Consider the following 25002-nt stretch of genomic DNA (forward strand, 5'->3'; position numbering starts at 1 on the left):
AAACAAAGGATATTTTGAGCCAGACAGGAATTAGGTAGAACCTGTATATGTAGGGTGCGCCCTAACCACCTTACGGCTTATTCCCTGTCCTAGATAACTAAATCCTTCTTCCTTCTTCCTTCAACGTCCCAATTCCCAAATGAAAATTCATAGTACCATCTATGGAAGGCGTTTAGCGGGCGATCGACCGGAGAATCGACCGGAGAATCGACCCCAGACCGCAAAAAATAATTTTCCAGTATAAATGCTTACGATCGAGACGCAGACAGTCGATCGCGAGGCGATTATCCCTGTCTTTTGGCGTCGGACTCTCAAACATCCTGTGGTAATGTTACGATCCCGACAGAGAAAGAATGTGGTAGATAAGGAAGCAGTGCTACATGGTAGAGATAGACAAGTCAATATCCTTCGATGGACGGGATATTAGACTGAAGATTGGTTTACTAGCGCCTCAAGCAGGCGGTGCAGTTTTGATTCAGTCGGGTGACACGGCGGTTTTAGTGACAGCGACTCGATCGCAGGGGAGAGAAGGAATTGATTTCCTGCCCCTGTTGGTGGATTACGAAGAGAGACTTTACGCTGGCGGTAAAATTCCCGGTGGATTTTTGCGACGGGAAGGGCGTCCCCCAGAAAAAGTGACTTTGACTGGTCGTTTGATCGATCGACCGCTGCGCCCGCTATTTCCAAGCTGGCTGCGAGATGACATCCAAGTTGTAGCCACAACGGTTTCGATGGACGAACAAGTGCCACCGGACGTTTTGGCAGTGACGGGGGCTTCGGTGGCGATACTGCTGGCGAAAATGCCGTTTTACGGGCCGATGGCTGCAGTGCGAGTCGGTTTGGTAGGGGACGATTTCATCATCAACCCAACTTACAGCGAAATCAAAGAAGGCGAGTTGGATCTCGTGGTAGCTGGTTCTCCTGACGGAGTAATCATGGTAGAAGCCGGCGCCAACCAGTTGCCCGAACAGGATATCATCGAGGCGATCGACTTCGGCTATGAAGCAGCCTGTGACTTGATTCAAGCGCAGCGCGAAATTATGGCGGAATTGGGGATCGATTTGGTGGTAGAGGAACGCCCATCCCTAGACTCGGCCCTGGAAAACTTTATTCGCGATCGCGCCCAAGCCCCAATCCGCACCATTTTGTCTAAATTTGAACCAGACAAAAATCAGCGCAATGCAGCATTGGACGAAGTTAAGGCAAATGAAGTCGAAGCTGCGATCGCCGAACTCCCGGAAGAGGACCCGGTAAAAGTAGCGGCCACCGCCAACAGCAAGGCGATCGGCAACGTTTTCAAAGACGTTACCAAAAAAATCATGCGCCAGCAAATCCTCGAAGATGGCATCCGTGTAGACGGTCGCAAGCTAGACGAGGTGCGGCAAGTTTCTTGTCGCGTAGGGGTGCTGCCCTCGCGAGTACACGGCAGTGGGTTGTTTAATCGCGGGTTGACTCAAGTCTTGTCCGCAGCTACCCTGGGAACCCCAGGCGACGCCCAAGACTTAGGAGACGACTTGCACCCGCAGCAAGACAAACGCTACCTCCACCACTACAATTTCCCGCCGTTTTCGGTAGGAGAAACCAAGCCGATGCGATCGCCCGGACGCCGAGAAATCGGTCACGGAGCCCTCGCAGAACGCGCTTTGCTGCCGGTTTTGCCATCCAAAGAAGATTTCCCCTACGTGATTCGCGTAGTTTCAGAAGTCCTTTCTTCCGACGGTTCCACCTCAATGGGTTCAGTTTGCGCCTCAACGCTAGCATTAATGGATGCAGGCGTTCCCCTTTCCCAACCCGTCAGCGGCGCGGCAATGGGCTTAATTAAAGAAGGCGATGAAGTCCGAATTTTGACTGACATTCAGGCAATTGAAGACTTTTTAGGCGACATGGACTTCAAAGTAGCTGGTACCGACACCGGTATTACCGCTTTGCAGATGGACATGAAAATCAAAGGTTTGCCCTTAGATGTGATTGCCAATGCCATCCGCCAAGCCAAACCGGCCAGACTGCAAATTTTAGAAAGAATGCTGGCAACCATCGACACTCCCCGCAAGGAAATGTCGCCGTTTGCACCGCGTTTGCTAACCCTGAAAATCGATCCGGAATTTATCGGTTTGGTAATTGGGCCTGGTGGCAAAACGATCAAAGCCATCACCGAAGAAACCGGTGTCAAAATTGACATCGAAGACGACGGAACCGTGACAATTGCTGGCAACGACAGCGAAAAAGCTCAGCGGGCTTACAACATTGTCCAAGGCATGACGCGCAAGTTGAATGCAGGAGACGTGTATGTCGGCCGCGTAACTCGAATTATTCCGATCGGCGCTTTCGTGGAAATTTTGCCCGGAAAAGAAGGCATGATTCACATTTCCCAGTTAGCGGACTACCGCGTTGGCAAAGTGGAAGACGAGTTAGCTGTAAACGATGAAGTGATTGTCAAAGTGCGAGAAATTGACAATAAAGGTCGAATTAATTTGACCCGCTTGAATATTCATCCCGACGAAGCGGTAGCCGCCCGCGAAGCGTTGAATAAATAGTTTACAGTTGGTAATTGGTAATTACTTGTAGAGTAATTGCTAATTGCTAATTGCTAACTCGTAATTAGTAATTGCTAATTGCTAATTGAGATTAAATCTGATAGTTTCAGATTGATTTGGGAGTAGGTGCGCGACAGCGACAGATCGACAAAAGTGCGATCGGCTGTAGAAGTTAATACAGTCGCGCACTTTACCCTCGGCGGTTGCTATAAATAAACTTTCAAATTATTCATCTCTCTCCCCTCTTCCTCTGCGCCCTCAGCGCCCTCTGCGGTTAAATCACTCAGAAACATAAAAAAAAACCAAATATCCAGAAACCAGGCTTATTGAAAAAGCCTGGTTTCTCAAAGAAGATGAAATCAAATCACAGCAATACAGTCAATCTCAACTAACACATCTTTCGGCAAACGCGAAACCTCCACACAAGCGCGCGCCGGTGCAGTTTCCGCATCAAAATATTTCGCATAAACCGCATTCACAGCGGCAAAATCATTCATATCTTTGAGGAAAACCGTAGTTTTTACCACATCCAACCAAGTAGCGCCGGCTTCTGTGAGAATGGCTTCGAGATTTGCCATAACTTGTTCGGTTTGTTTTGCCACGTCGTCAGTGTAGACAATATCGTTTAGTCTAATGTCGATCGCAATTTGACCAGCTACAAACAGCATAGTGCCCGTAGCGGCAATGGCTTGATTGTAAGGGCCCACGGGTGCGGGTGCTTTGTCAGTACGAATAATTTTGCGTGTCATAGATGTCACTTTTTGAGATAATTTTTCCGAAGTTTCTGGCTGATAGATTTCTCCGTCAGAGGTTTCGGGCTGGTAGAGTTCTCCATCGGGCATTATAGCACCAGTTAAGTCGGCATTTTTGATATTCCAGCCATAAGAGTTACACAGAGTAAAGTCGGCCCTTTTTAAGTTTGCTTCTATCATATTAGCTCCGATCAAATTAGAAGATCGCAGATTTGCTCTTTCTAAATTGGCACCTCGAAGACAAGCATATTTTAGCTCGGCACTGTCAAGTTTTGCTTGTTCTAGATTCGCATTAGTTAAATTCATTTCTGACAGATTAACTTTGTGCAAATTAGCTTTCTGGAATTTAGCTTTTTGAAGTTTGGCCGATGTCAATATTGCCTCACTCAAATTTGCCAGAGTTAAGTCAGCTTCCAGCAAGTATGCCTCAGTCAAATCAGCCTTATTCAGATTCGCTTTACTTAGGTTCGCTTTATACAAAGAAGCTACACGTATGTCAGCACTATCTAAGCTTGCACCGCTCAGATTTGCTTGGTCTAAATTGGCACGAAATAATTTAGCGTTATTAAGGTTTGCTCCTGTCAGATTTGCCCGCTGTAAGTCAGCATAATTTAAAGTAACACTACTAAAGTTTGCCCAACTCAAATCTGCACCACTCAGGTCTGCCCAACTCAAATTTGCTGAAGAAGCGCCTACTAAACTGCTCAAATTAGCATTTGTCAGGGATGTTTTAATGAGATTGGCACTATTAAAGTTTACTTGAGTTAGATTTGCTTCACTCAAGTCTGCACCAGATAGATTAGAACCGTATAAGTCTATTCCACTCAAGTCCGCACCTTTGAGGTTTTCTTCTCTAAGGTCTGCTTTTTGAAAGTTGCGCTGTCCTGCTGCGTATTTTTCTAAAAGTTCTTCAGCTTTCATACATTAACCTCGATCGCCCTTCCGCTAAACCCCACTTTCCCAGCCTACCACCAAAACCGAAAGCGCGATCTAACATCTGCGTCAATCCGCGTCAATCCATTTTCATCTGCGGTTAACAAATTCCAATTTTGCAACCGCAGATATAGGCAGATAAACACAGATTAACGCAGATGAATTAGAGATTATCTGCGTTAATCCGCGTCTATCAATTCTTATCTGCGGTTAACAAATTTCCTTTTTCAACCGCAGATAAACGCCGATTTACACATTACACAGCAACCGGAGCACCAACAACCTCACCTTTCAACATCCGAGAAGCAGCATCAAGCAATTGCTCCTCCAAATAAGGCTTAGTGAAATAGCCTTTGGCGCCCAAACTGTAAGCCATTTGGCGGTGTCTGTCAGCACCGCGAGAAGTTAGCATCGCGATCGGCAATTCACACAAAACGGCATCCTTCTGCATCCGAGAAAGTAGTTCCAAACCGTCCATTCTCGGCATTTCAATATCGCAGAAAACGATATCGCAAGGCAGACCAGATTTCATCTTTTCCCAAGCTTCCTTACCGTCGCGAGCTTCTTCCACACGATAGCCAGACTTCTCGAAAGTAATCGACAAGAGCGATCGCACTGTAATCGAGTCATCCACAATCAGCACAGTCGGCTCAGTCTTCTCAATTTCCGCCTCCTTAGTAGCCTTCTCGCTCTCATCCCAAAGCGTACCGCCAGTGTCCTTACGCAGCCTTCCGGTAGCCAAATCGATCAGTTCCAGAACGTCCGCAATTGCCACGATCCGACCGTCCCCGAGCACCGTGGCCCCAGCAATCCCGATCGGCTTCGGCACCGGCCCTTCCAACGGCTTGATCACAATTTCCTGTTCCGTCGAAACCTGATCCACCTGCACCGCCAAGAAATTGCCAGCAGACCGCAGCACGATCACCGAAATCATGTCATCGTCAGTATTAAACCCGTAAACACTGCCCCGGCCCAAATGGCGGTTGTAAGCCAGCAAATCCCGCAGCGGCCGGAACGGCAAGCTTTGACCCCGCCACTCAATGCAAGGCAAACCGTCGGCCCCGGTCGTCACCTGATCGCGAGGCACATCGATCATATCCTCGACTCCATCCATCGGGAAAGCAATGCGAGCTCGATCGCTAATGCAAGTCAGAGCCTTAGAAATGCTCAACACCAGAGGTAAACGGATGGTAAACACAGTCCCCTTGCCGATGGTTGAATCGATCGACACAGTACCGCGAATCTCCTGCAAGGAAGTCTGCACCACATTCATACCGACTCCCCGGCCGGCATACTCTGTAGCCTGTTCCTGAGTGCTGAAACCCGGCATAAACAGCAAATCGTAAACTTCCGAGCGAGACATCCTCTGAGCCTGAGCCGCCGTCAGCATACCCTGCTTAATCGCCTTCGCCTTCACCCGTTGCGGGTCAATTCCCGCCCCGTCGTCAGAAACCGAAACCACGGTTTGGTTCCCTTGGTGGAAAGCGCGAATGGTAATTCTGCCGACTGCTGGCTTCCCAGCCGCCAGACGCACTTCGGGCGGTTCGATCCCGTGAGTAATCGCATTGTTCACCAAATGAGTCATCGGGTCATATAGCTGATCCACAATCATCTTGTCGATCTGAATATCCTTACCCTCAACCTGCAACTGAGCCTGCTTCCCGCACTTAATCGCAATTTCCCGCACCGCCCGGAACAGCCTGTCCGTCGTCTCCGCAAACGGCTTCATCCGGGCGCGAGTCAAACCTTCTTGCAGTTGAGTAGTAACTTGCCGCAGTTGGCGAGTCACCTGATCCGCCTCATCCACCAAAAACTCAATGTCCGCCGCCGACTCCCGCACCCGCACGATCAGCTCAATAATCTCCTGAGCCAAACTGTGGAAAGGAGTAAACCTGTCCATTTCCTCCGGTCTCCAGGCACTTTCCCGAGTGTGCGCCGAATCCTCAGAGCGCCAGGCCGATCGGTGTCCCTGGCGGTTTGCCAGCAAAGCAATCTCCAAAAGACTCCGCTCGTAGAAATCCTGAGTCCGCTGGCTCACATCGCTCAGCAGCGCCACCTGGTGCAGCAAATTGTCCAAAAACTGCCGCATCCGTTCTTGGTCTTGCTCCAAACTGTTGCGGTTCACCACCAGTTCCCCCATCAAATTGCTGAGGTTATCCAGTTGCTTGATCGGCACCCGCATCGTTTGGTCGCCGAACCCGCCCGCGCGCATATTGCGCCTGGGTCTGTTGATCGCCGACGGCCCCATATTGCCTTCCCCTTGGCGGCCGCTCTCCTTGGGATCTTCCAGCAGTTTTTCCAAATCGCCAAATTCGTCGTCGCTCTCCTCGGCTGCAGCGCGCGAAGCTTTACTGGCAGTTGTCGCCGGTGCAGGAATTTCCGGCATAGTTGCGCTCTCGCTGAGGAGCTCTTCGAGATCCGAGAAAACTTCTGTATTTACCGGACTCTGATTTGTACTCCCAGAAGCTGCTATGACAGCTCCAGCACCCCCTGCAATTAACAGTGCTTCTAAATCGTCAAAATTGCCTTCGTCATCCTCAGCGCCTGATTCGTCCTCGCCAAAAAAGTCTGCCAGCGACCCCTCTTCCAACTCTGAGGAATCGGCCTGGGCCGACTCGTCCTCAGCGTCCCAAAAGCCCGTCGTCAGTTCCGAAGTCACCAGAACCTCAGCATCGATGGAATCCAACAAATCGTCAAAACCCTCCAACTCTTCGTTGTTGAGAGTAGCCCCGGTTTCCATCGCCGAGAGCAAGTCAGCATCGCCCTCAAACATACCATCAAGAGATTCTGTCGGCAGCGCCTCTAAATCCGCACTCGAAAAATCTGTTTCCAGGGCATCAAACAAATCATCTTCGCCCTCAGACTCCCCGGCGCCATCTGTTTCGGCTCGATCGAACAAATCCGCACCCACCTCGTCGGACAAACCATCGGGAAGTTGGGGAGACAATTCCTCAACATCAAGAGCCGCGCCCTCATCTGGCGCCGATCCAGCATCGCCGTCCTGCACCATGCCTTCCCCAAACATATCCTCCAACAAATCGAAAACTGCGCCCTCATCAGATTCGACATTTGAAATTTCCGACTCAGGACGATCGGACAAAGCCCCAAGTTCAACCGCTGCCGAATTTGCCAAGCCTTTGTCGGAAACAGTCGCACCATTGTTGTCGAACAAACTCCCGAAGTCGCCCTCATCAACTCCGACACCGGCACCGAGCAATTGTGAATCCCCATCATTCAGCCAACCCCCACGGGCTTGCCCCGAAGCTTCTCCGTCATACTCAGTACCCGTAGGTACAGAACCGAACAGCTCAGCCAAATCTGCCGCTTCTCGGGATGTAGTCGCTCCTTGCCGATCCCGCACAGTCTGTTCATCCTCAGAAATCGAACCCGAGGTCATATCCCCAAACAGCGCATCTAAATCCGTATCGTCCAGCTCCAGGTTGAGCGATTGCACAGACTCGTCTTCCAGGCCGAAAGCATCTTCTAGCCAGTTTTCATCCGCAGAGATATCTAAATCAGAATTTGATGTCATGTTAAGAACGTTGCCCATTTCCTCATTTTGTGGGATGCCAGCAGCTCGATCTCGATCGCCCCCGTTCTCCGTACCTTCGTCTTCTGAAGAAAGGAAATTAGAAGTAATCCCTAACAGCTCGCTCAAATCCGAGTCCTCGCCAACCTCAGAGAACAACTCGAAATCATCCATTTCAGGGAGACCAAGCGCTTCGGCATCCGCTGAATCATTATTGCCCCCTGCTGCAGGCTCCTTCGATTCTCCGTCTAAAGCCTCCGACTTCAGGGAATACTCCGAAGAAACTGCCGGCACATCCGTTGCCTCAGATAAGCCTAAATCGCCGAACAAGTTATCGAAATCAGCATTGTCTGTAACACCAGCAGAAGTTTGGGCGGCCACTTCGTCCAAAAGCGTACCGAGAGCATCTTCGTCCGCTTGTCCCCTGGCTGGGGCTACCGTCTCCTCTCGCCGCTCCAAACCGCCCTTACCGTTACCCGTTTTAAGCTGTTTGCGAGTTAACCGCTGGCTCGAACCCCCATTTTTCTGACCGGCCGCTACTGCCGACCCCTCTGCCTCCTCTCCAAACAGCAAATCCTCCCCAAACAAACTCGTCAGGTCATCAATCGGAGGCTTTGTGTTCGTTTCGGAACTTTCCGAATCGTATTCGTCAAACAACAAATCAGTAAAATCGCCGGAATTGTCATCGTCTGACCCCAGCATTCCCGCCGCCGATATCCCAGAAGACTGTGCATAGTCGAGGTCTTCTTCTTCTTCCCAAGTGCCGTCGAGATCCGGGGACTCGCCGTCAAACAAGTCAGCTAAAGTGTTGAGTTCTGCCGCGCCCACTTCCGGGCCCGTGCGGGTCGAGCCTCTAAAAGCACCCGTCTCCATATCCGATTCTGCGAAGGCGGAATCGTCGAACTGGGCGGAGCGAAGGCCACTGTCATCGTTGCTGTCGCCGCTGTCGAGTTGGTCGAACAGCTCGTCTATACTCAGCCCAGAAATAGTCGGCAGCAACTTGTTCAATCCATCCGGGGCATCGCCAGATCCCACCATATCCCAGGCCTCATCCTCAACAGAAACCCCATTTGTCCCCGATTTACTCGGTTGAGCGAATGCCAGCAAATCTTCAAAATCCGTTTCTGGAACCAGAACAGCCGGCTGCAGCGCCAGAAGTTTTGCGCTTGGTGCGATCGACGATTCTAGACCAGAAATTACAAGTTCTTGCGCTTGTTTGATGTCTTTGATCACCGTTGGGGCTAAGGTGCGGTAGGTATTTTCTGGGTTGGCGATCGCCTTGGATACAGCTTGAATCAATTCAATCCAGCAAGGCAGTCCAAATTCTTCCCCCGCCCTGAGCAAATTCCGACAAATGTTCTTGAGTTGCCGCCTGCTTTCTGGCCCCTCGGGCTGTTTGAACTCTTGCAGGAGTTCCCGCATCCTCGCCGGCACGTCCGAGTCAAATACTAGCTGCAGCGCGCTGTCTTCTGTTGCTCTGGCATCAGGTGCGTAAACTGGCCGCGAATCCGGAAAACTCCTTGATGAGGCAAACGCCCCGACTGCCATCCCCGCCATAACTGGTTCGGGTACTGACATCGCGTAGGTCTCGTCTCCATGGTGTTCTCCGTGTCCGACGAGTCCCCCCAAGTGCCCGTTGAGCTCTTCAAATACTGGTTCTAATTCTCGAACCATCTGTTCTCCCAATTCCTCTGTCAGTCCAAAAGGCCCCGACAGTTGCTCTAAGAGCCCTTGCAATGTGTCAAAAATTCGCAGAAAAAGGGACTCTAGCTGTTGGTCTACTTTAACGCTGCACTCTTTTAAAACTTTAAAACTATCTTCTAGTCGGTGAGCTGTTTGTTGAATGCTGGTCAGCCCCAGCATTGCTGCTCCTCCTTTGACAGAGTGAGCGGCCCTAAATACTTCGTTGACCAGTTCTGGGTCTTCGATCGTGGTTTGCAGATTCAGCAAGCCTTGTTCGATCGTATTGAGGTGGTCTTTTGCCTCCTCAATAAAGTAGCCCATTATCCTCTGTTGTTGCTCCGGCAGCATAGTTTTATTCCTGATTTTAAGCGTTATTGTATTGGGTCTATGTTAGTAGTTCTAGAGAAGCTCTCTGTATATCTCGCCCCTTGCCAAGAGAATAATCTGACTGCGAGATATCGCAAATGTCCTGGCTATTTGTGTTTTCGATATCCCCTCACTTAAAAGATAGCGAATCTCCCGCACTTGTTCGGGTTGGAGTTTGCGGTTAGGGCATATCTAGCCGGGAACGCAAGGAAAGCGGTTTTTTTCGCTCGGCATCGCGGGAGTTATCGGCGGGGGTTCCTTTCCACAAATGGTCGGGATTGATACAATCGCGATCGTAGCAACTGTGACACGCAAAATAACCGGGTTTGACAGGCCTTCCCAGTTTGTGTTCCCGTACAAGTCTGTGACCGTAGAAACTTTTTGTTTTGCCCTTAATTTTAGTACCTTTAATGGCGTAACCCTCACTTCTTTTAGCCCAGGTACAAATCATGCAGCGGTTCGGCTGTATTTGGGTTCGAGTACCGGGAATTATTTCTTGCCCTCGAAGTTGTTTTTGAGGTTTCGGCGCAGATGTACTGCGGACATCTTTAATACGTTCTTTTTTAAACCGATATTGAGAATTTTTCCGCCGAGAAACTTCCCACAAATGGTTAGGATTAATGCAGGTGCGGACATCGCAAGTATGGCAAACAAAGTATTCGGGTCTGAGCGCCAGATCTAATGAATCTTCTAATACTAAACGATGGACAGTAAACGTTTTCCATCCACCGTTAATGCGAAGCCTTTTATTGGCATAGCCCCTGCTATTTTTTGCGAGGCTAGAGATAATACAGCTACTCGGCTGAATCTCGCCAAATATGCCGTAAATTACCTCTACTCTGTTATCGTCCATCTGTGCAACTCCTACTTTATTTAGGTGTTGAATTAGCAGCCTCGCAGCGGTTTCAAGACTGCGAGGTTGCTTTTTGTCTGCCATCCTTGCCCGACCAACGTGCTTGTAAACCAGCCCGGCAAACAAGCATTAGACACTTAGTTATTGTCTTTCTGCTGTTTCTACTCGGAATCGTTCCACCGATGTCAAAAGGTCACGAGCAACGCCTACCAAGTTTTGCAAAGCACCGGAAACTCGCTGCGCTTCTTGTGACGTTTCCTGAGCTGTCAACTCGACAGCCTGCATGACAGAAGCTACGGCGCGAGCTGTTTCGTTTTGCTCTACAGTGTCGGCAGTAATCGATCGCACTAGCACGTCAATTCGGTTAGTTACTTGAATGATATCTTCAAGCGATCTCTTCGCCTGTTCTGCCAATCTTGTCCCCTCAATAACCTGCTGCGTCCCTTCTTCCATCGCCGTCATTACCGCGCCGGTTTCGCTTTGAATTTGCATCACGATCTGTTCGATTTCTTTCAAAGACTTAGCCGATCGGTCTGCCAATTGTCGCACCTCGTCTGCCACGATCGCGAAACCCCTGCCCGCTTCCCCAGCTCTCGCAGCCTCAATACTGGCGTTGAGGGCCAACAAATTCGTCCGGGAGGCGATCGTCGCAATTAAAGCCACAATCTTAGAAATTTCTTGAGAAGCTTCCGCCAAGCGCTTGACTTTTCTCGTTGTTTCTGCTACTGTTTCTCGAATTTCCAAAATCCCGGCCACCGTCCGCTCCACAGCCTCGCCCCCTTTCAGAGCCGTTGCCGCCGCGCCCCGGGCTACTTCTTCCGCCTCTCTAGCGCTCTCTGCGACCCGCTGAATCGCGTCGGTGAGGACTTGCACGGAATTCAGCGTTGCCGCCAGTTCCTCAGCTTGCCGCAGCGCGTCGGAAGACAAATCGCCCGCAAACTTAGCACTATCCGTCGCGCCTTTGCTGACCTCCCGAGCCGCCTGCTTCACCTGATGGACAATTTCGCGCAGATTTTGAATTGTCAAGTTAAACGAGTCAGCAACAGCACCCAAAACGTCTGCGGTCACTTCCGCAGTCACCGTCAAGTCACCCCGGGCCGCTCCTTCCACGTCGTCTAGCAAGCGAATCACTTGGCGCTGCAAGTCTTCTTTTGCCTGTTCCTGCTCGTCAGACTTGCGCCTGGTATCGCTAATCGTGGTTTGGATGACCTTCGCCATGTGGTTGAATTTAGCAGCCATTTTGCCAAATTCATCTTCCGAGTAAACCGTAGCGCGAGCATCCAAAGTTCCTTGAGATACGGCATCGAACTGAGCTTGCAAATTATCCGAGGACTTGCGTACCTGCTTGGCGATCAACTGGCCGATGCCCCAAGAAGTTAAAAAGCTCGTAAAGCCTGCGGCTGCGGTCATTACCCAGCCTGTTTGGCGCAGGTAAACGATCGCCTCGGGTTTGTCTTGCCGCAGAGCTTGATAGGAGGCAATGTTGGTGACGAAAGCCACAGCTACCAGAGAAACCAGTCCCGCCCCAATTGCCGTGTACAACTGTTTTGTAAACAAAGGGGCATTTTCCAAGAAAGCCAGTCCCCCCTGTTCTACCGTAACCGAAGTATCGACCGCTTCTGTTTCTGTGGAAGCAAAACTCGGCACAGACGCATCAGCCGGGCCGTTTATGCTAAATATCTCGTCATCCCGAATTGCTGAGCCATCGCTGTTGTCAAAGTCCAGGCTGCTGCCAGTCGTTCCCATCATGCCGCTGGTCGAGTTGCCGAAATTGGTGTTACCTCTAGTCAAGATCGAACTGCTGGCATCTTCTGAGATATCAAAGTCCGGCAAATTGCCCAAATCGTCAAATTCGTCAAATTCGTCTAAAAAGTCGCTGTGTTCTTGAACGTTCCCAGCTTTTGACGACCAGCCGCTGTTGTTCTTGTCGGACGCTCCAAAAGCTGTCGCTTGTTCGTTTTCGTCGAAAGAGAAAGAATCGCTAAAAGCATCATCATCAAAAGCATCTAACTCGAAGTTGTCTCTAGAGCCAAATGCCGGGGGTTCCGAGTCGCTGTAACCGTTGCTGTTGGCGGAAGATCGATCGACTGAATTAAATTGTCCCCGGCTCGACCTTTGACTTTGAGAGTTAGGGACAGCACCTCCCATCAACAGCGTTTCGTCTTCCGCCAGCGAATAGTTTGATGAGTAGTCCGACCCGTTATTCGGCTGCTTGTTTTGAGGTCGAGAAGACCCGAAACCCGACGAGGGCATCGCCTCGGCAAAGGGGTCTTCCTCTTCGGCTAGAGGTGCGTTATGACCGTAATTTTGGCCGCTCTGGGGCGGGGTTTGGTAATCGTAGTCGGAGTTATCGTCGAATTCGTCTGGCAAATCGAGCCCAGCAAAAGGTTCGCCAAAATTGTCCGAGGGCCCGATGGGGGAGTCTAGTTGGTTTGAGTCGAAGGAATTCCCGGTTTCTGAAGAGGCAAAACTTTGACCGTTGAGCATCTGAGTCGGAGCTTCTGAAAACGAATCTCCTGAGTAAGGTGCGCTTTTCCCAGACACTTTGCTGCTAGACACGTCAGCAGCATCAAACCCTCCATCATCTAAGGCAAAAGGGTCTCCAAAGTCCGAGTCGGCAAACTCGTCTATGTCTAGCGAGTCGGAGGTCTCAGCATAAGCTGCCATTCCGCCGCTGTCGCCAGCAAACGGGTTAGAATGTGAGGTTAAATCTGAGACAGGGCCGGCGCGATCGTCGTCTTCTGCTTCCCACCCCAAGCCACTCATGCCCAAGTCGGCCAAGTCCTCGTTTTCCATGTCGTCTGAGGATTGACTTCTATAGGAAAGGGAGGGGGAATTTCCTTGGAAAAGTCCCAAATCCGGGTCTTCTAACCCTTCATCAAGAGATAAGTCTGGGTAGAATTCTAATTCAGTTTCAGCAGACAAAGCCTCGAAATTTTCCGTTTGCAGCTCTCCAGATAAAAATTGGTCTGTGTAGGTAATTCCGTTGTGAGCGTGTTCCACCAAACTCGGGTCGTCACTCAGGCCTAGCACAACCGTGTACTGTTCCCGCGCCACCTCATACTGTTGCAGCCCGTAGCAGTAAATGTGGCCGCACAGCAGGCGAGCACTGGGGTCTTCGGGAAAATCTTCTACTAATTGATAAACTAGGGCTGCGGCTTCTGAATAATTGCCATCCATGTAGGCCGCTTCTGCCCGTTGGTAGTCCTGCTGAAAGTTGGTACTTGTTGCCATTTGCCGCCCTCTTTGGATTTTAGATTTTAGATTTGAGATTTTTGATTTTTATTATCTTGAATTGAATGTTTAGATGCGCGCCTCAAGTCGTGTGACTGTTGATGGTTAGACCCCAATCGAAAATCGCAAATCGCAAATCTAAAATCGATTTCACGCTGCCCACCGCGCCGAGCGCAGAATTTTCACTTGATCTAGCAGTCGGAGCACTTTCTGAGCTTGTGCACCTAACATCCATTCTCCCCTCAGAAATGGAATCATGCCGTCTGGTGCATTGTTCTGAGAGTGCAGTTGCTCTACGTCGAGCCAGTCCATCCCCACAATTCGATCGACTGCCAGCCCCAAAATCGTGTCTTGGTCTTCCACAGCCACGATCGGGATTTCGGGTCTATCTGTGTTCAGAGGTGTTTGGTCTCCCAGAAATTGGCCGAGGTCTGCCACCCAAATCACTCGTCCTCTCATATTTAGCGTACCTAAAAGCAAAGAGGAAACGTTGGGGATCGGTGTCATACGGTCTGGGGACGGGGATAGTACCTCTCTAATCCCTGTCGCTGGCAGTGCGAACTCGTTCCCCGAAGGAACATAGAACCGCAGGTGCAGCTCACCTTCGGGAGTTTCTAGTTCTTGGAATTCCGGAGCCGGATCTACCCCTAGTCCTGGTAATATAAAGTCTGGGCTACCGCTAATCATAATTCTGACACCTGCATTTCTAGCAAATTGTTGAGGTTTCCCGCCAAGAAGAACCCGATCGAAACTTCGATGGTCGAAACTTGACACAGCCAAGCTTGACACAGCCAAGGGGTGAATCGCGCGACTGCCGGAGGTGCTTGGCAATACATTTCCTCCGTCCATAATTGACTGCAATCAATAATTCGCGCGACCTTTGCTTACAAATTAGCTCACATCGACTACGAACAATTAATTGGGAACCCCTAAAACTTCACTTTGTACTCCCACCGCCGTCTCAAGTGGTAAAACTCTGGGTAATTTCTGCGATACAATGCTAAACCGATACTCGGATTAGCGAGGAGTTGTTGACATGGCTAGTGTCGCGACAATCCTGAACGGAGTCACTATAAGACTGAGAATGCACTCTCTGACTTTGTACAGAAATACCTAGCAATGAGTAGCTCTGTGCATCAGTTTTTCGGAGCGGCTGCAAGTGGAGAACAAGTATATTATATTTGCACTTTGAGCGTGTTAGACCCACTTGGGTCGAGAAATTGAACAGAGTTTTACCGACGCCCTCATGCCAGCGCCCGGATTTATACATTCTAGTTTATGGTGCGATCGCCAATCGTGTCCCCAAGCTTTCTCCTTGTGGTGGCCCAGACTCGATCTAACTGCAGGTACAAGAAAGCTCCAATAATGCCATCGGTGCGAAATTTATTTTTCTTCTAATTGGTCTTCTAGAGAGCGGTCTAATAATCTTTCCGAGAGATTCACCCGAGGGTAGCCCGGGCCCACATATTTTTCTACCAGCATCAATAACTCGCTTTCACCAAAAGGTTTGGTGTAAAAGTCTGTAGCTCCTGCCATGCGGGCTTTAACGCGGTCGATAAATCCGTCGATGCCCGTCAGCATAACGATCGGCGTCTGCCGGAAAGCGCTAGAACTACGCAGCATAGCGCAAATTTCGTAGCCGTCGAGTTCCGGCATGGCGATGTCACACAGAATTAAATCGGGTTTGAGTGGAAACACCAAACTCAATGCTTGGAGGGGATTGCCGATCGTAGTAGCTTCGTAACCGTGTTCATTTAAAATTGACTCAACTGTTTTGCGAATAGTATTGTCGTCGTCAATACAGACAACTCTGGGAGCCTTGGTTTCTGGGGACGACCATTCTTTTTTGTTGTTGGTGGGGGCAACAGAGGGTTCGTAAAATACTTGCACCAATCCCTGCTGCACAAAGGGGTAAATCGCCTTAGCAACAGTGAGCACGTCTCGGTTGAGGTAGCGCGCCATTTGGCGGATCGAAGTGTGCCCGTCGGCCCAGCGTCTGAGAGTATTAAAGGTATTTACAGGCAGCGCGACTCGCAGCTCGGAGGGGTCTGAAATCACCGGGCATTGGTTGGGCGACTGAATGTGAGGGTGAAACTGCTTCCACTGCTGCACCTGTTTGACAATCTTGGCCAGCAGCGAGCTAATTTCTAAGCTGGTCAGTTGAGGAGCCAAAGCTGGGCCCATTTCAAAAGTGAAGGAACCCTGGTGGAGACTCAGCAAGTCAAATAGGGTTTCGTGGATCATGCTCTGGATGATGTTGCGCCCTTGAGCTGGGGTGAGGATGTGGTTTTCTAGCAGGGCCCATAGGTAGCCGTATTCTGGGGCATTGGTAGATGCCATATAGGGAACTTGGATTTTGTCGAGGGCGGTATCTGCTTTGTAGCGGCGCAGGTAGTCGCGCAACCGAAACAAACTGCCCGCACTCTGGGTAGCGTAAATAATCTGACCGTTGAAGCAGAAGACATACCAGGATTGTCCTGCAAGGGAGCGCTGGGTAGGTTGAGTACCCGTGCTGCTGCCGGTGGAGGTGTAGGCCTCTACGAACAGTTCTCCGGTTCGCTGACCTAACTCAATCAATTGCAGGATGCTGCGGATGTCTATTTCACTCAAATTTCCCTGCATGCAGCTAAAGTGTCCTCCTTAAAACCGTTGGCGTCTGAGCTCGGAAAGACTGTGTGCGGGCGAAAAGATTGACTTTAGTTTCCGTCAATAATTTACGCGCTGATGCCGATCTCACAATTGGGAATTGACGAAAGGGCGATACTTGCTGCTGCTCCTCGGCCGCGCTACCAGTCCACAAGCTGAAACCGCGAAACTCGCGGCATTCTCTAAGTGTAGAGTTTCACCTTGTATTCCAACTGTTGCCTAAACTCGTAGAATCCACACCGCACGATTGCACGGGTTCTTCGAGTGTGCAACGCGGGCATTCCCGACTGGTTCAAGTCTTCGATGGCTAAAGTTTTGAAGTTTTTGGCTGAGTATGCCGTCAGTTTATCCAACACATCTTGGCGTAGGTCAACTTCAAAATACCGAGGATTCTCTGCTTTTACCGCTGCTACCAGCAGCAAGTGCCGATCGATGCCCGATGGGAACTTGAGGCTAGTCTGTTGGGTTGGATGAGTTGCGATCGAGGTTTTTTTTGGGTTTGCCACAGCCCTAAAATCAGGTGCAGTCAAAATGAACCTTTGTTGGCAATTGTCAGGAAAACCCTCAGTGCTGATCGACCTTTTTGCTCGCCCGCGGCGAGCGTCATAGGCTCGCGTCATTACCTTATTCTAAGGCAGCGCGGTTCAAATCCCTAGTCCGCCGGAGCAGGGCGCAGGCTTGGGGGCTGCAACGGCTTTTCTCACGATCGACCCATAACTAAAGCGTTGTAAAATCAATAGAAAGTTTTTGATAGAAACGCCAGAGGCAAGCCCTGGGCTAACGACATGGGGATTTAGACCTGGGGATCAGTCGCTAGGGACTTTTAAGTCTCCTGAAACGATTGTGTTGCTAAAACCAGAGTGGTATAATTGGCCCAGAGCGATTCGCCAGAGTAAGAATAACTTTCAACCCATTGAAATATCCTAGACGGCGAGCAACCCCGGCAACGCACTAATCTGATTAATTCGGAATAGTTAAAGGGCAAATAATTGCAGCATAGGTCACGTTCAACCTTAAAAATATGAAGAACTCAGCAAGTCTGCGCTCCGGGAGAAGTAAAGTTCTTTGAGTGAATAGAGCGATATTTGAATGTCCCGTTGTCGTCTTGAAGGTGGGCAAGAATCCCCCGGCTTTAGACGTGGGGAAGTTCAAGGACTGACCTTTTTCAGGTTTGGGCTATGGCAGTCTCCGCAGTGAGAGCTAGTCTTTAATCAAGCGGCATTGGTACTGCTCTCTCATTCCTCCAGACAACTGGCGACGGCCGTACTTTCTGGAAGTTCTCCCGTGAGGACCTGCTATGCCTGAGTGCTGCTAAAGTTAGAAAAAAATGCTATCCCCCGATTTGGCAAACGATACCAAAAAGTAAGACTTAAGTGGCAAAAAGTTATCCTTACTTGCCTATACTTGTTTACTTTAGGTAAGTTGACTAAAGATCGCACGCAGTGTTATGTTTAGTCAAGAACCTTTGGCTTAAGGGGGATAGCCTACTTATGTTGGGATTAGCCGTCTACCCAACAGCGTAGGAAGTAAACACCACTTATCTTTTAGGCCTTTAAGTAACTTAAAGTAAGTTGGGATAGGTTTTACGAAGCAGAGGACTATTAGTGTGCTGTATCTAGCGGAAGTACAAAAACAGAGAAGCGGCTTTGGTCTCGGTGGCGGTAAGGCTGAGCTGAAACTGCTAGCTTGTCAGCGGGGCGAACATAACTGGAGCGCCGTACCAGGCGATGACGCGATCCCAGTTGAGGAAGCTAATAAGTTTAACGACGGCACGCTGGTGCTGGTTGAGTTGAGCGCTAGCAAGCAAGTGCAGCGAATTCAGGAGGCGGCCCGCCAGTTGGTGAGCATTCTGCAAAATTTCTCGCGATTGCAGGACAAGTTTAAGGATAAGGAAGAGGAAATTGAACAGTGGAAGGCTTCTCTGACGTTTTCGAGTCAGGAACTCAATCGCCGGGAAATGGAAATGCAAGCCCGCGAAGAGCAGTTGGCTCAAATGGAAGAGGAGTTGGAGCGACTGGAGGCTCAGCGCTCAGAAATTGAAAATACTCGAGATGAAGCTAACCGACTGCGAGAAGAAGCCGATCGCAGTCGCGTGGAAATTGAGACGGCTTGGGAACAGTTGCGGGGCGAGCAGCAACGGGTAGCCCAGCAGCAGTCTGAGGTTCCGCAGGGGGCAGTAGTTGATGAGCAGCAGACCCAGAGGATTCAGGAGTTGATGCAGAAGCTGGGAGGGGCAATTGCTTCGGCCCAAGGGGTGCGGGAACAACTGAATCAGTCTTTTGGTGCCGTGGGCGCTCAACAGGCAATTCTGGATCAGCACTGGCAGCAGTTGGAGCAAAAACAAAGCATAGCTCAACAGCAACAAGAAGAGGTCGATCGACAAAATCAGACCCTCCAAAACCGCTGGCAAGAGTGGTACCAATCTCAAGAAGCTTTGGCGCAAGCTCGGGCGGAGCTTAAAGGCCAGCAAAGTACCCTCAGCGCTAAGCAGAACCAGGCTCAGTCCGTGTCTTTGCAGGTGCGGGCTGTTGAGGAGCTTTACCAGCAAGTTTCCAGGCTCGCATCTGCTTCGGGTGCTGCGGGTACGCAGCAAAAAGTAGATGTGTCGGCTTTGGAGAAGATGCCTGTTGATGAGTTACAGGGGCTGGTGCAACACCTGCAAGAGGATTTGGAAAAGGTGTTCCGGTTTGTTAACGATCAAGAGGAGGAGTTGACTCTGCAGCGGGAGACAATCGAGGAGCTGCAAGGGAAAATTCAAGCTGCTAGCGAGTACGATCGCATGGCTTTGGAAAATGAAATGGCAGATGAACTCGAAAGTTATCAGATGTTAAACGAAACTCTGGTAGGACAGCGCCTCCGGTTGCAGGAACGGGAAGATGTTTTAAAGCAGCATCAGGCGGTTCTGTGGCGGCGACTGGGTACTGCTAATGCTCCAAAACAAGAGCGAGGAGATATTGATTTGGGGCCGATTGTCGCACAGCTAAATACTCAGCGGCAGCAGCAAAGCCAAGAATTGCAAAGACTGGAAAACGAAATTCAGCAGGTGCGGGAAGCCGTATCCCAAATTGAGGCAAATGTCAACCGCCAAAATGGGGAAAGTGAGGCGAAACGCTACGAACTCAAGCAGTTAGAGCAGAATTTGTTCAACCAGAAAGGTGCAGTGGCGCAACTCTGGGGCAGAGTGAATGTTTATCAAGAAATGTTGCAGCCGGTGCAGGACAATTTGACTGGGCTACGCCAAAAGCTCGAAGCGGTGGCGGGGGAACTCGATCGGGTGCAGCAGACTGGAGAGGAGCAAGATCGGGTAGTTTCAGATTTGCGGCAAGTCCTTTCGGGTTTGATAACAGGTTAAAATTTAATATCTAAAATTATCGAAGGGTGTTCGACTCGACCGATCGCTCCTCCAGGAAATGGATCGGTTTGCGATCGGTTGGGCGCTACGATTAAGCTGGTTAGTTTTTCTACGCTTTCAAAACTGGGCGCCGAGGGCAATATTTGTTGCAGTAGTTGGCGCATTGCCCGTCGCTGCAAGGCCAGGGGTGCTTCCCGCAAAATCGGGCGATTTAACTTAACGGGAAGTTGAAAATTCACCTGCGGGCTGTCTGCAATTGGAGACATTGCTCGCTGTAGCAAGTCGCTGGCTGCAAGTTCGAGATATTCTACGTCAGCGCGGAGGAGCTCGGCTGTTTGAGCTAGCGCTTGTTGGGCTTTTGGGTTGAAATGAGTTTCCAAATAAGGCAATAATTCCGATCGAATCCGGTTGCGACTATATTGCAAGTTTTGATTTGTGGAATCTTCCCAAATTGGTAGTTTTTGCTCTTGACAAAATTGACCTGTTTGCAATCGAGTTATTTCGAGCAAGGGACGAACTAAATAGATTTTAGATTTTAGATTTTGGATTTTCGATTGGGAATTTTCATCCTGATTTTCCAATCTCAAATCTGCAGATATTTGGGAGTGGGGGTTTTCGCCGGAATTCTCCAATCTAATATCTAAAATCGGCAATTGAAAATCGAGCAGGGGCCGCCTCCAGGTGAGGGCAGAAAGTCCGTCGGCGCCACTGCCGCGAATCAGGTTGTAGAGAAGTGTTTCGGCGCGATCGCTGGCTGTGTGGCCTGTAACAATGTAGGGGTAGTTTTGGGCGATCGCAATTTCGGTTAAAGCTTGATATCGCCACTTTCTGGCTGCTGCTTCTGTTGTGGGGATGTCCGAGGCTGTTTCCAAATAGTAGGATATTCCCCAGTTTTTAGCTAATTGTTCTACATGATTGGCCGACGCTTGCGAGTCAGAACGCCAACGATGATCGCAGTGAACAATCGCTAGGTTCCACCCCCATTTGGGCTGCAAATCTAGCAGTAATTTAATCAAACACAGAGAATCTTGTCCGCCGGATACTGCTACTAGCAAGCGCTGAGTTGATGGCAATATTTGTCTGTACAGCAGCGTCCTGTGAACTTGAGCGTGCAGGTGTGTCCAATTGGAAGATTCAGCCATGAGAGCAGTTTTTCATTAAGCAAAAATAAGGAAGTCAGACAACGAGCAGTGTACGGGATTTAACCGATGGATTTTGAGCAAAGAAGGGGAAGCATCCCCCTCTCCCAATCTCTCAGTCTTTGCCTTCCTAGCTCCACATTCCTATACTTTGGGGGTCGCGGTCTGGATACCTAGAAATAGGAAAGTGATTACTTATTTCTGTTGAGTCACATTGATTTAATGACTCATCTATATCGGTTTGAGGTGAGCTATCTACGGCGTAGTTTTGCACGGTGTCTGATCTTTCGGCAGCGGCAGGAAGGGCTTTTTGTTCTTTGATTTCAGGTTCGAGCGGAATAAACTCCAGACGCATTCTAAGTTTTCCTTTAGTCCAGTCTTTACCAGCACTTAATAGCTCGCAATCGAGACCGTCTGAAAATAATTTTTCGTCTACCAATTTTGACTGCATAATGGCCATAAATTCGCTGACTTTGAATGTACATTGATACATCAAAGCGCTGGTAGGGGCAGACACAACATCGTTTTCTTGGGGAAATATTTTCGATTCGTCCATATTAATTGTCCTTATTTTAATGAAGGAAGAAGGAAGAAGGAAGAGGGAAGAAGGAAGAGGGAAGAATGCCTTTCGACTTCGCGATCGGGTAAAAAAAGGGAAGAGGGAAGAAGGAAGAGGGAAAAAGGAAGAAGGAAGAGGGAAGAATGCCTTTCGACTTCGCGATCGGGTAAAAAAAGGGAAGAAGGAAGAGGGAGTTAATTATTAGAATCTCGCTGGTTGAGTAAGGTGGGAATTGCCCACCCTACAACCGGAGATGATATTAATCCCGATTCTTTGACTTATCCTGTTCTTCTGTAGCTGATTGGTGGATCAGGAATTAGAAAAACCAACCGTAGGAATGTAAACCTTTGCCTAACAGATTAACGCCTAGATAGCAAATCCAAACTACCACAAAACCTGTGGCTGCTAAAATTGCTGGGCGTCTTCCCTGCCAGCCACGAGTAATGCGGGCGTGCAAGTAGGCAGCAAATACCAACCAAGTAATTAGCGCCCAAGTTTCTTTCGGGTCCCAACTCCAGTACGATCCCCAAGCTTCGTTAGCCCAAACCGCACCGGCAATAATGCCAACTGTCAGTAAGGGGAATCCTAAACCGATGATGCGATAGCTAATGTTATCAAGAGTTTCTGCTAGATTCAATCGCTGGGGCGAGAGAAGTTCTGCGGTTTGAGTTGGGGCGGTTGATGGGGTTTGAACGGTTGCTAATTCGAGCACTGCGGTGGTCCCCAAACCGTTATTGTTGGAGTTGAAAGACGGTTCGCTGAAAACTAATGCGCTGTCGGCGCTGGTTTCTGCAATTTGAGGTTCGGGGTTTTGAGGGCGTTGGAGGCGGTAGTTGCTGTTGCGGTTGCTGTTGGTGCCGAAGGAACTACCGGTGAGTTCGATTTTTTGGCCCCGGGTGACGATTAAAAAGGCGATCGCCAGTAGCGCTCCTACCATTAAAGTTGAGTAACTCAGCATCATGACGCTAACGTGCATCATCAGCCAGTTTGATTTGAGGGCGGGTACTAGGGGCTCTGCCGATTGCATGGTTTCCGGCAGAGTCAGGGCTGCAAAGGCGGATATTGCCATTGCTACGGGGGAGGTGGCTACTCCTACTAAGCGGGAACGGCTCATGTTTTCCGCAACTAGGTGGATGGCGGTGATTCCCCACACGAGGAAAAATAGGGATTCGTAGAGATTGCTTAAGGGGAAGTAGCCGGCTTCTATCCATCGAGAACCTAGTAAAGCGGCGATGGATAGGTTGGCGACGGCCATTCCTGCGGTGCCTAGGGCCCCCAGGTAGGGAATGCCGGGGAAAGCTGCGCCAACCCAGTAAATGAGCATTGTGGAGAACAAAACGGCAAAGGAGATGTTGTCCAGCCAGTTCTGGAGTACGACCAGATCCATAAAAATTACTCCGGTAGTGTTTTTACTTATTTTTGCTAACTAGATCGATCGTACTGGGGTTGGGCAGTTTTGGGTTTGGGATTTTGAATTTTTGTGGCAATTATGAGTGGTTGGCGGTTGTTTATGTGCGAGTGGGCGATCGACTCACCAAGGATTGCCAATCATTCTAAAAGCAGACCAATAATAAGGATGAGAGAAATTCTGACTCCCCACCTTTGCCAATTCCGGAGGTAGCGGCAGATTGCCACCAGAAGTGTGCAGCATCCCCCCTTCAATTCGCACCTCTTGGCGCAACATCGCTAATTGCGCTTGCCGCAGCGCTTCTGCTTTAATCGGAGCAGTTTTTAACTGCGCGTAAAACTCCGACATCAATCCCAAACTGCCCTCGTCGCTGACATACCAGAGAGTCGCCATAGCCGATTTAACCCCTGCTTGCACGGCTAACCCGCCAAAGCCCAACTCGGCTTCTCGATCGCCCACAGCAGTCCTGCAAGCACTCAAAACTAACATTTCAACTTGCGGGCTGTGCCATCCCATTTGCCGCAACTGATCCAAACGCAGTTTAGTATCCCACAACTGAATAAAGGATTCGCTGGGAGCTCCCGATCGAAATTCGGCGTGAGTAGCCAAGTGAATCATCCCAAAAGGCTGCTGCTGGCGCTGCGATTTCAAATTGGCCAGGGTGAAAGCTTCATTCAAGAAAGACTTACCCGGCCACTGGTGCGGCGTGATTGTCGATACTTCTATTTCCACCGCAGGCAAAGGACTCATCTCTGGAAATTGCGACGCCCCCATTGCCAGAACTTGGGTATTTTTGAAATTGGCGGGGCTGCTATCTGTCAAACTCAGACTCGGCATCGAGCCAACACTGTAACGCTCTACCAGAAAGCCTTTGCCGTCGTGTAGGGCGCCCATCGGTATCGATCGCAACCCCCTATCGGAGATAAAAGATAAATTCTCAATGCCTTTGGCTTGCAGTTCTGCTTCGAGCGGCGCTACCATCCACTGATAGAGCTGCTGAGCCAAGGGCAAATAACTTTTAGTGTTGCGCTTTACCGGATTAGTCAGTTCATCGCGAAATTTCCGAACAGCTTCCATTACCTGGGCGCGAGAGGTTCCAGGGATGCGCTGGCGAACGGGCGCACCTTCCGGGGTGATCACCATCATTTCCAGTTCGTCAGAGGCTTGGATTTGCTGTTCTACGCGCAAGATGGACGAACTGCTGTAAGGCCGAGCGACTGTAGATCCCCGGGGTACAAAGCTGATATAAATGAGAGCTGGTTTGATGCCTGTGGCTTGTTGGACACTGCGAAGGGTATCTTGGGCATCTTCTAGGGTGGCGATCGCAGTTGTTGATGGCAAATTTAGGTAATCGACAAACTCACTGGTAAATCTCTCCTCGACGGGAAAAATAACGGCGCCGACGTTGGTGGGCAAATTGGAAGCCTCAATATCCCGGGACGCGGGAGGTGAAATGCGCTGTTGCAAGGAATTAGATATCTGGTTTTGCTGCTGCAAGCTGGGGGAAAATAAAGGATTTGTGCTGGGCGGCTGGTTGGCTGCGATCTCCGGTGTCGGTATCGGTGCGAGATTTATTGGCGCAGCAGCAGGCGCAACCGCTGGATTTTGAGAAATTGTCGGTGCGATCGGCAAATTTGATACCGGCGCTGGTGCTGGCGCTGGTGCTGGTGCTGGCGCTGGTGCTGGCGCTGGTGCTGGCGCTGGTGCGGGTGCTGGCGCTGGCGCTGGCGCTGGTGCTGGTGCTGGTGCTGGTGCTGGTGCTGGTGTCGGCGCTGGCGCTGGTGCTGGTGCTGGTGCTGGTGCTGGTGCCGGTGCTGGTGCAGGCGTTAGTGTTTGTAAAGGCGCGGGCGCTGGTGCTGGTGCCGGCGCTGGTGCTGGTGCTGGTGCGGGTCCTGGTTCCGGTGCTGGCGCTGGTGCTGGCGCTGGTTCCGGTGCCGGCGCTGGTGCTGGTGCTGGTGCAAATATAGGTGCGGGTGCTGGTGCTGGCGCTGGTGCTGGTGCTGGCGCTGGTGCG

General features: G+C 50.2%; 16 protein-coding genes. 4 read left to right on the forward strand and 12 right to left on the reverse strand.

From position 1 onward, the window contains the following. The first annotated feature begins 380 nt into the window (after positions 1-380). Positions 381-2534, forward strand: coding sequence for a polyribonucleotide nucleotidyltransferase (locus QUA47_RS13485; RefSeq protein ID WP_333431106.1), 2154 nt, complete (start codon positions 381-383; stop codon positions 2532-2534). 359 nt (positions 2535-2893) lie between these two features. Here QUA47_RS13485 and QUA47_RS13490 read toward each other — a convergent pair whose 3' ends face one another. From QUA47_RS13490 to QUA47_RS13520, 8 genes are all read right to left on the reverse strand, one after another. Continuing rightward, on the reverse strand, positions 2894-4207 hold the full coding sequence (locus tag QUA47_RS13490; RefSeq protein ID WP_333431107.1) for a Rid family detoxifying hydrolase: 1314 nt from the start codon (positions 4205-4207) through the stop codon (positions 2894-2896). Positions 4208-4475: 268 nt separating this feature from the next. Next, the gene (locus tag QUA47_RS13495; protein WP_333431108.1) at positions 4476-9779 is read right to left on the reverse strand and encodes a response regulator; all 5304 of its coding nucleotides are present in this window, start codon (positions 9777-9779) and stop codon (positions 4476-4478) included. Between the two features lie 51 nt (positions 9780-9830). Beyond that, the gene (locus tag QUA47_RS30995) at positions 9831-9956 is read right to left on the reverse strand and encodes a helix-turn-helix domain-containing protein (protein ID WP_445302511.1); all 126 of its coding nucleotides are present in this window, start codon (positions 9954-9956) and stop codon (positions 9831-9833) included. 22 nt (positions 9957-9978) lie between these two features. Continuing rightward, positions 9979-10734 carry an HNH endonuclease gene (locus tag QUA47_RS13500; RefSeq protein WP_333431109.1) on the reverse strand — a complete coding sequence of 252 codons (756 nt, stop codon included), beginning with the start codon at positions 10732-10734 and terminating at the stop codon, positions 9979-9981. Positions 10735-10791: 57 nt separating this feature from the next. After that, positions 10792-13884: a methyl-accepting chemotaxis protein gene (locus QUA47_RS13505; RefSeq protein ID WP_333431110.1), complete on the reverse strand. Its 3093-nt coding sequence runs from the start codon at positions 13882-13884 to the stop codon at positions 10792-10794. A 150-nt stretch (positions 13885-14034) separates the two neighbouring features. Further along, complete coding sequence (locus QUA47_RS13510) at positions 14035-14568, reverse strand: chemotaxis protein CheW (RefSeq protein WP_190661936.1); 534 nt, start codon at positions 14566-14568, stop codon at positions 14035-14037. A gap of 699 nt (positions 14569-15267) precedes the next feature. Beyond that, on the reverse strand, positions 15268-16506 hold the full coding sequence (locus QUA47_RS13515; RefSeq protein WP_190661814.1) for a response regulator: 1239 nt from the start codon (positions 16504-16506) through the stop codon (positions 15268-15270). 206 nt (positions 16507-16712) lie between these two features. Then, positions 16713-17150 (reverse strand): hypothetical protein, encoded by a 438-nt coding sequence (locus tag QUA47_RS13520; RefSeq protein WP_333431111.1) that lies wholly within the window; start codon positions 17148-17150, stop codon positions 16713-16715. A gap of 986 nt (positions 17151-18136) precedes the next feature. On the opposite strand from QUA47_RS13520, the gene hmpF reads away from it, so the two are divergent. Continuing rightward, positions 18137-19882 carry a pilus motility taxis protein HmpF gene (hmpF, locus tag QUA47_RS13525; RefSeq protein WP_333431112.1) on the forward strand — a complete coding sequence of 582 codons (1746 nt, stop codon included), beginning with the start codon at positions 18137-18139 and terminating at the stop codon, positions 19880-19882. Here the strand turns inward: hmpF and tilS are convergent. Next, positions 19879-21024, reverse strand: coding sequence for a tRNA lysidine(34) synthetase TilS (gene tilS, locus QUA47_RS13530; protein ID WP_333431113.1), 1146 nt, complete (start codon positions 21022-21024; stop codon positions 19879-19881). The two genes, hmpF and tilS, sit on opposite strands and share 4 nt — an antisense overlap. Before the next feature lie 127 nt (positions 21025-21151). After that, positions 21152-21577 carry a KGK domain-containing protein gene (locus QUA47_RS13535; protein WP_333404371.1) on the reverse strand — a complete coding sequence of 142 codons (426 nt, stop codon included), beginning with the start codon at positions 21575-21577 and terminating at the stop codon, positions 21152-21154. Between the two features lie 19 nt (positions 21578-21596). Here QUA47_RS13535 and QUA47_RS13540 point away from each other — a divergent pair, with 19 nt between their 5' ends. Beyond that, positions 21597-21785, forward strand: a complete 189-nt coding sequence (locus tag QUA47_RS13540; RefSeq protein WP_333431114.1) for a hypothetical protein — start codon at positions 21597-21599, stop codon at positions 21783-21785. Positions 21786-21896: 111 nt separating this feature from the next. Here QUA47_RS13540 and ccsB read toward each other — a convergent pair whose 3' ends face one another. Further along, the gene (gene ccsB, locus QUA47_RS13545; RefSeq protein ID WP_333431115.1) at positions 21897-22967 is read right to left on the reverse strand and encodes a c-type cytochrome biogenesis protein CcsB; all 1071 of its coding nucleotides are present in this window, start codon (positions 22965-22967) and stop codon (positions 21897-21899) included. A gap of 144 nt (positions 22968-23111) precedes the next feature. After that, on the reverse strand, positions 23112-24620 hold the full coding sequence (locus QUA47_RS13550; protein ID WP_333431116.1) for a CHAT domain-containing protein: 1509 nt from the start codon (positions 24618-24620) through the stop codon (positions 23112-23114). Here QUA47_RS13550 and QUA47_RS13555 point away from each other — a divergent pair. Further along, positions 24608-24955, forward strand: coding sequence for a hypothetical protein (locus QUA47_RS13555; RefSeq protein ID WP_333431117.1), 348 nt, complete (start codon positions 24608-24610; stop codon positions 24953-24955). The two genes, QUA47_RS13550 and QUA47_RS13555, sit on opposite strands and share 13 nt — an antisense overlap. Positions 24956-25002: the final 47 nt, after the last annotated feature.

This window comes from Microcoleus sp. MON2_D5 (assembly GCF_036701905.1).
GTDB lineage: Bacteria > Cyanobacteriota > Cyanobacteriia > Cyanobacteriales > Microcoleaceae > Microcoleus.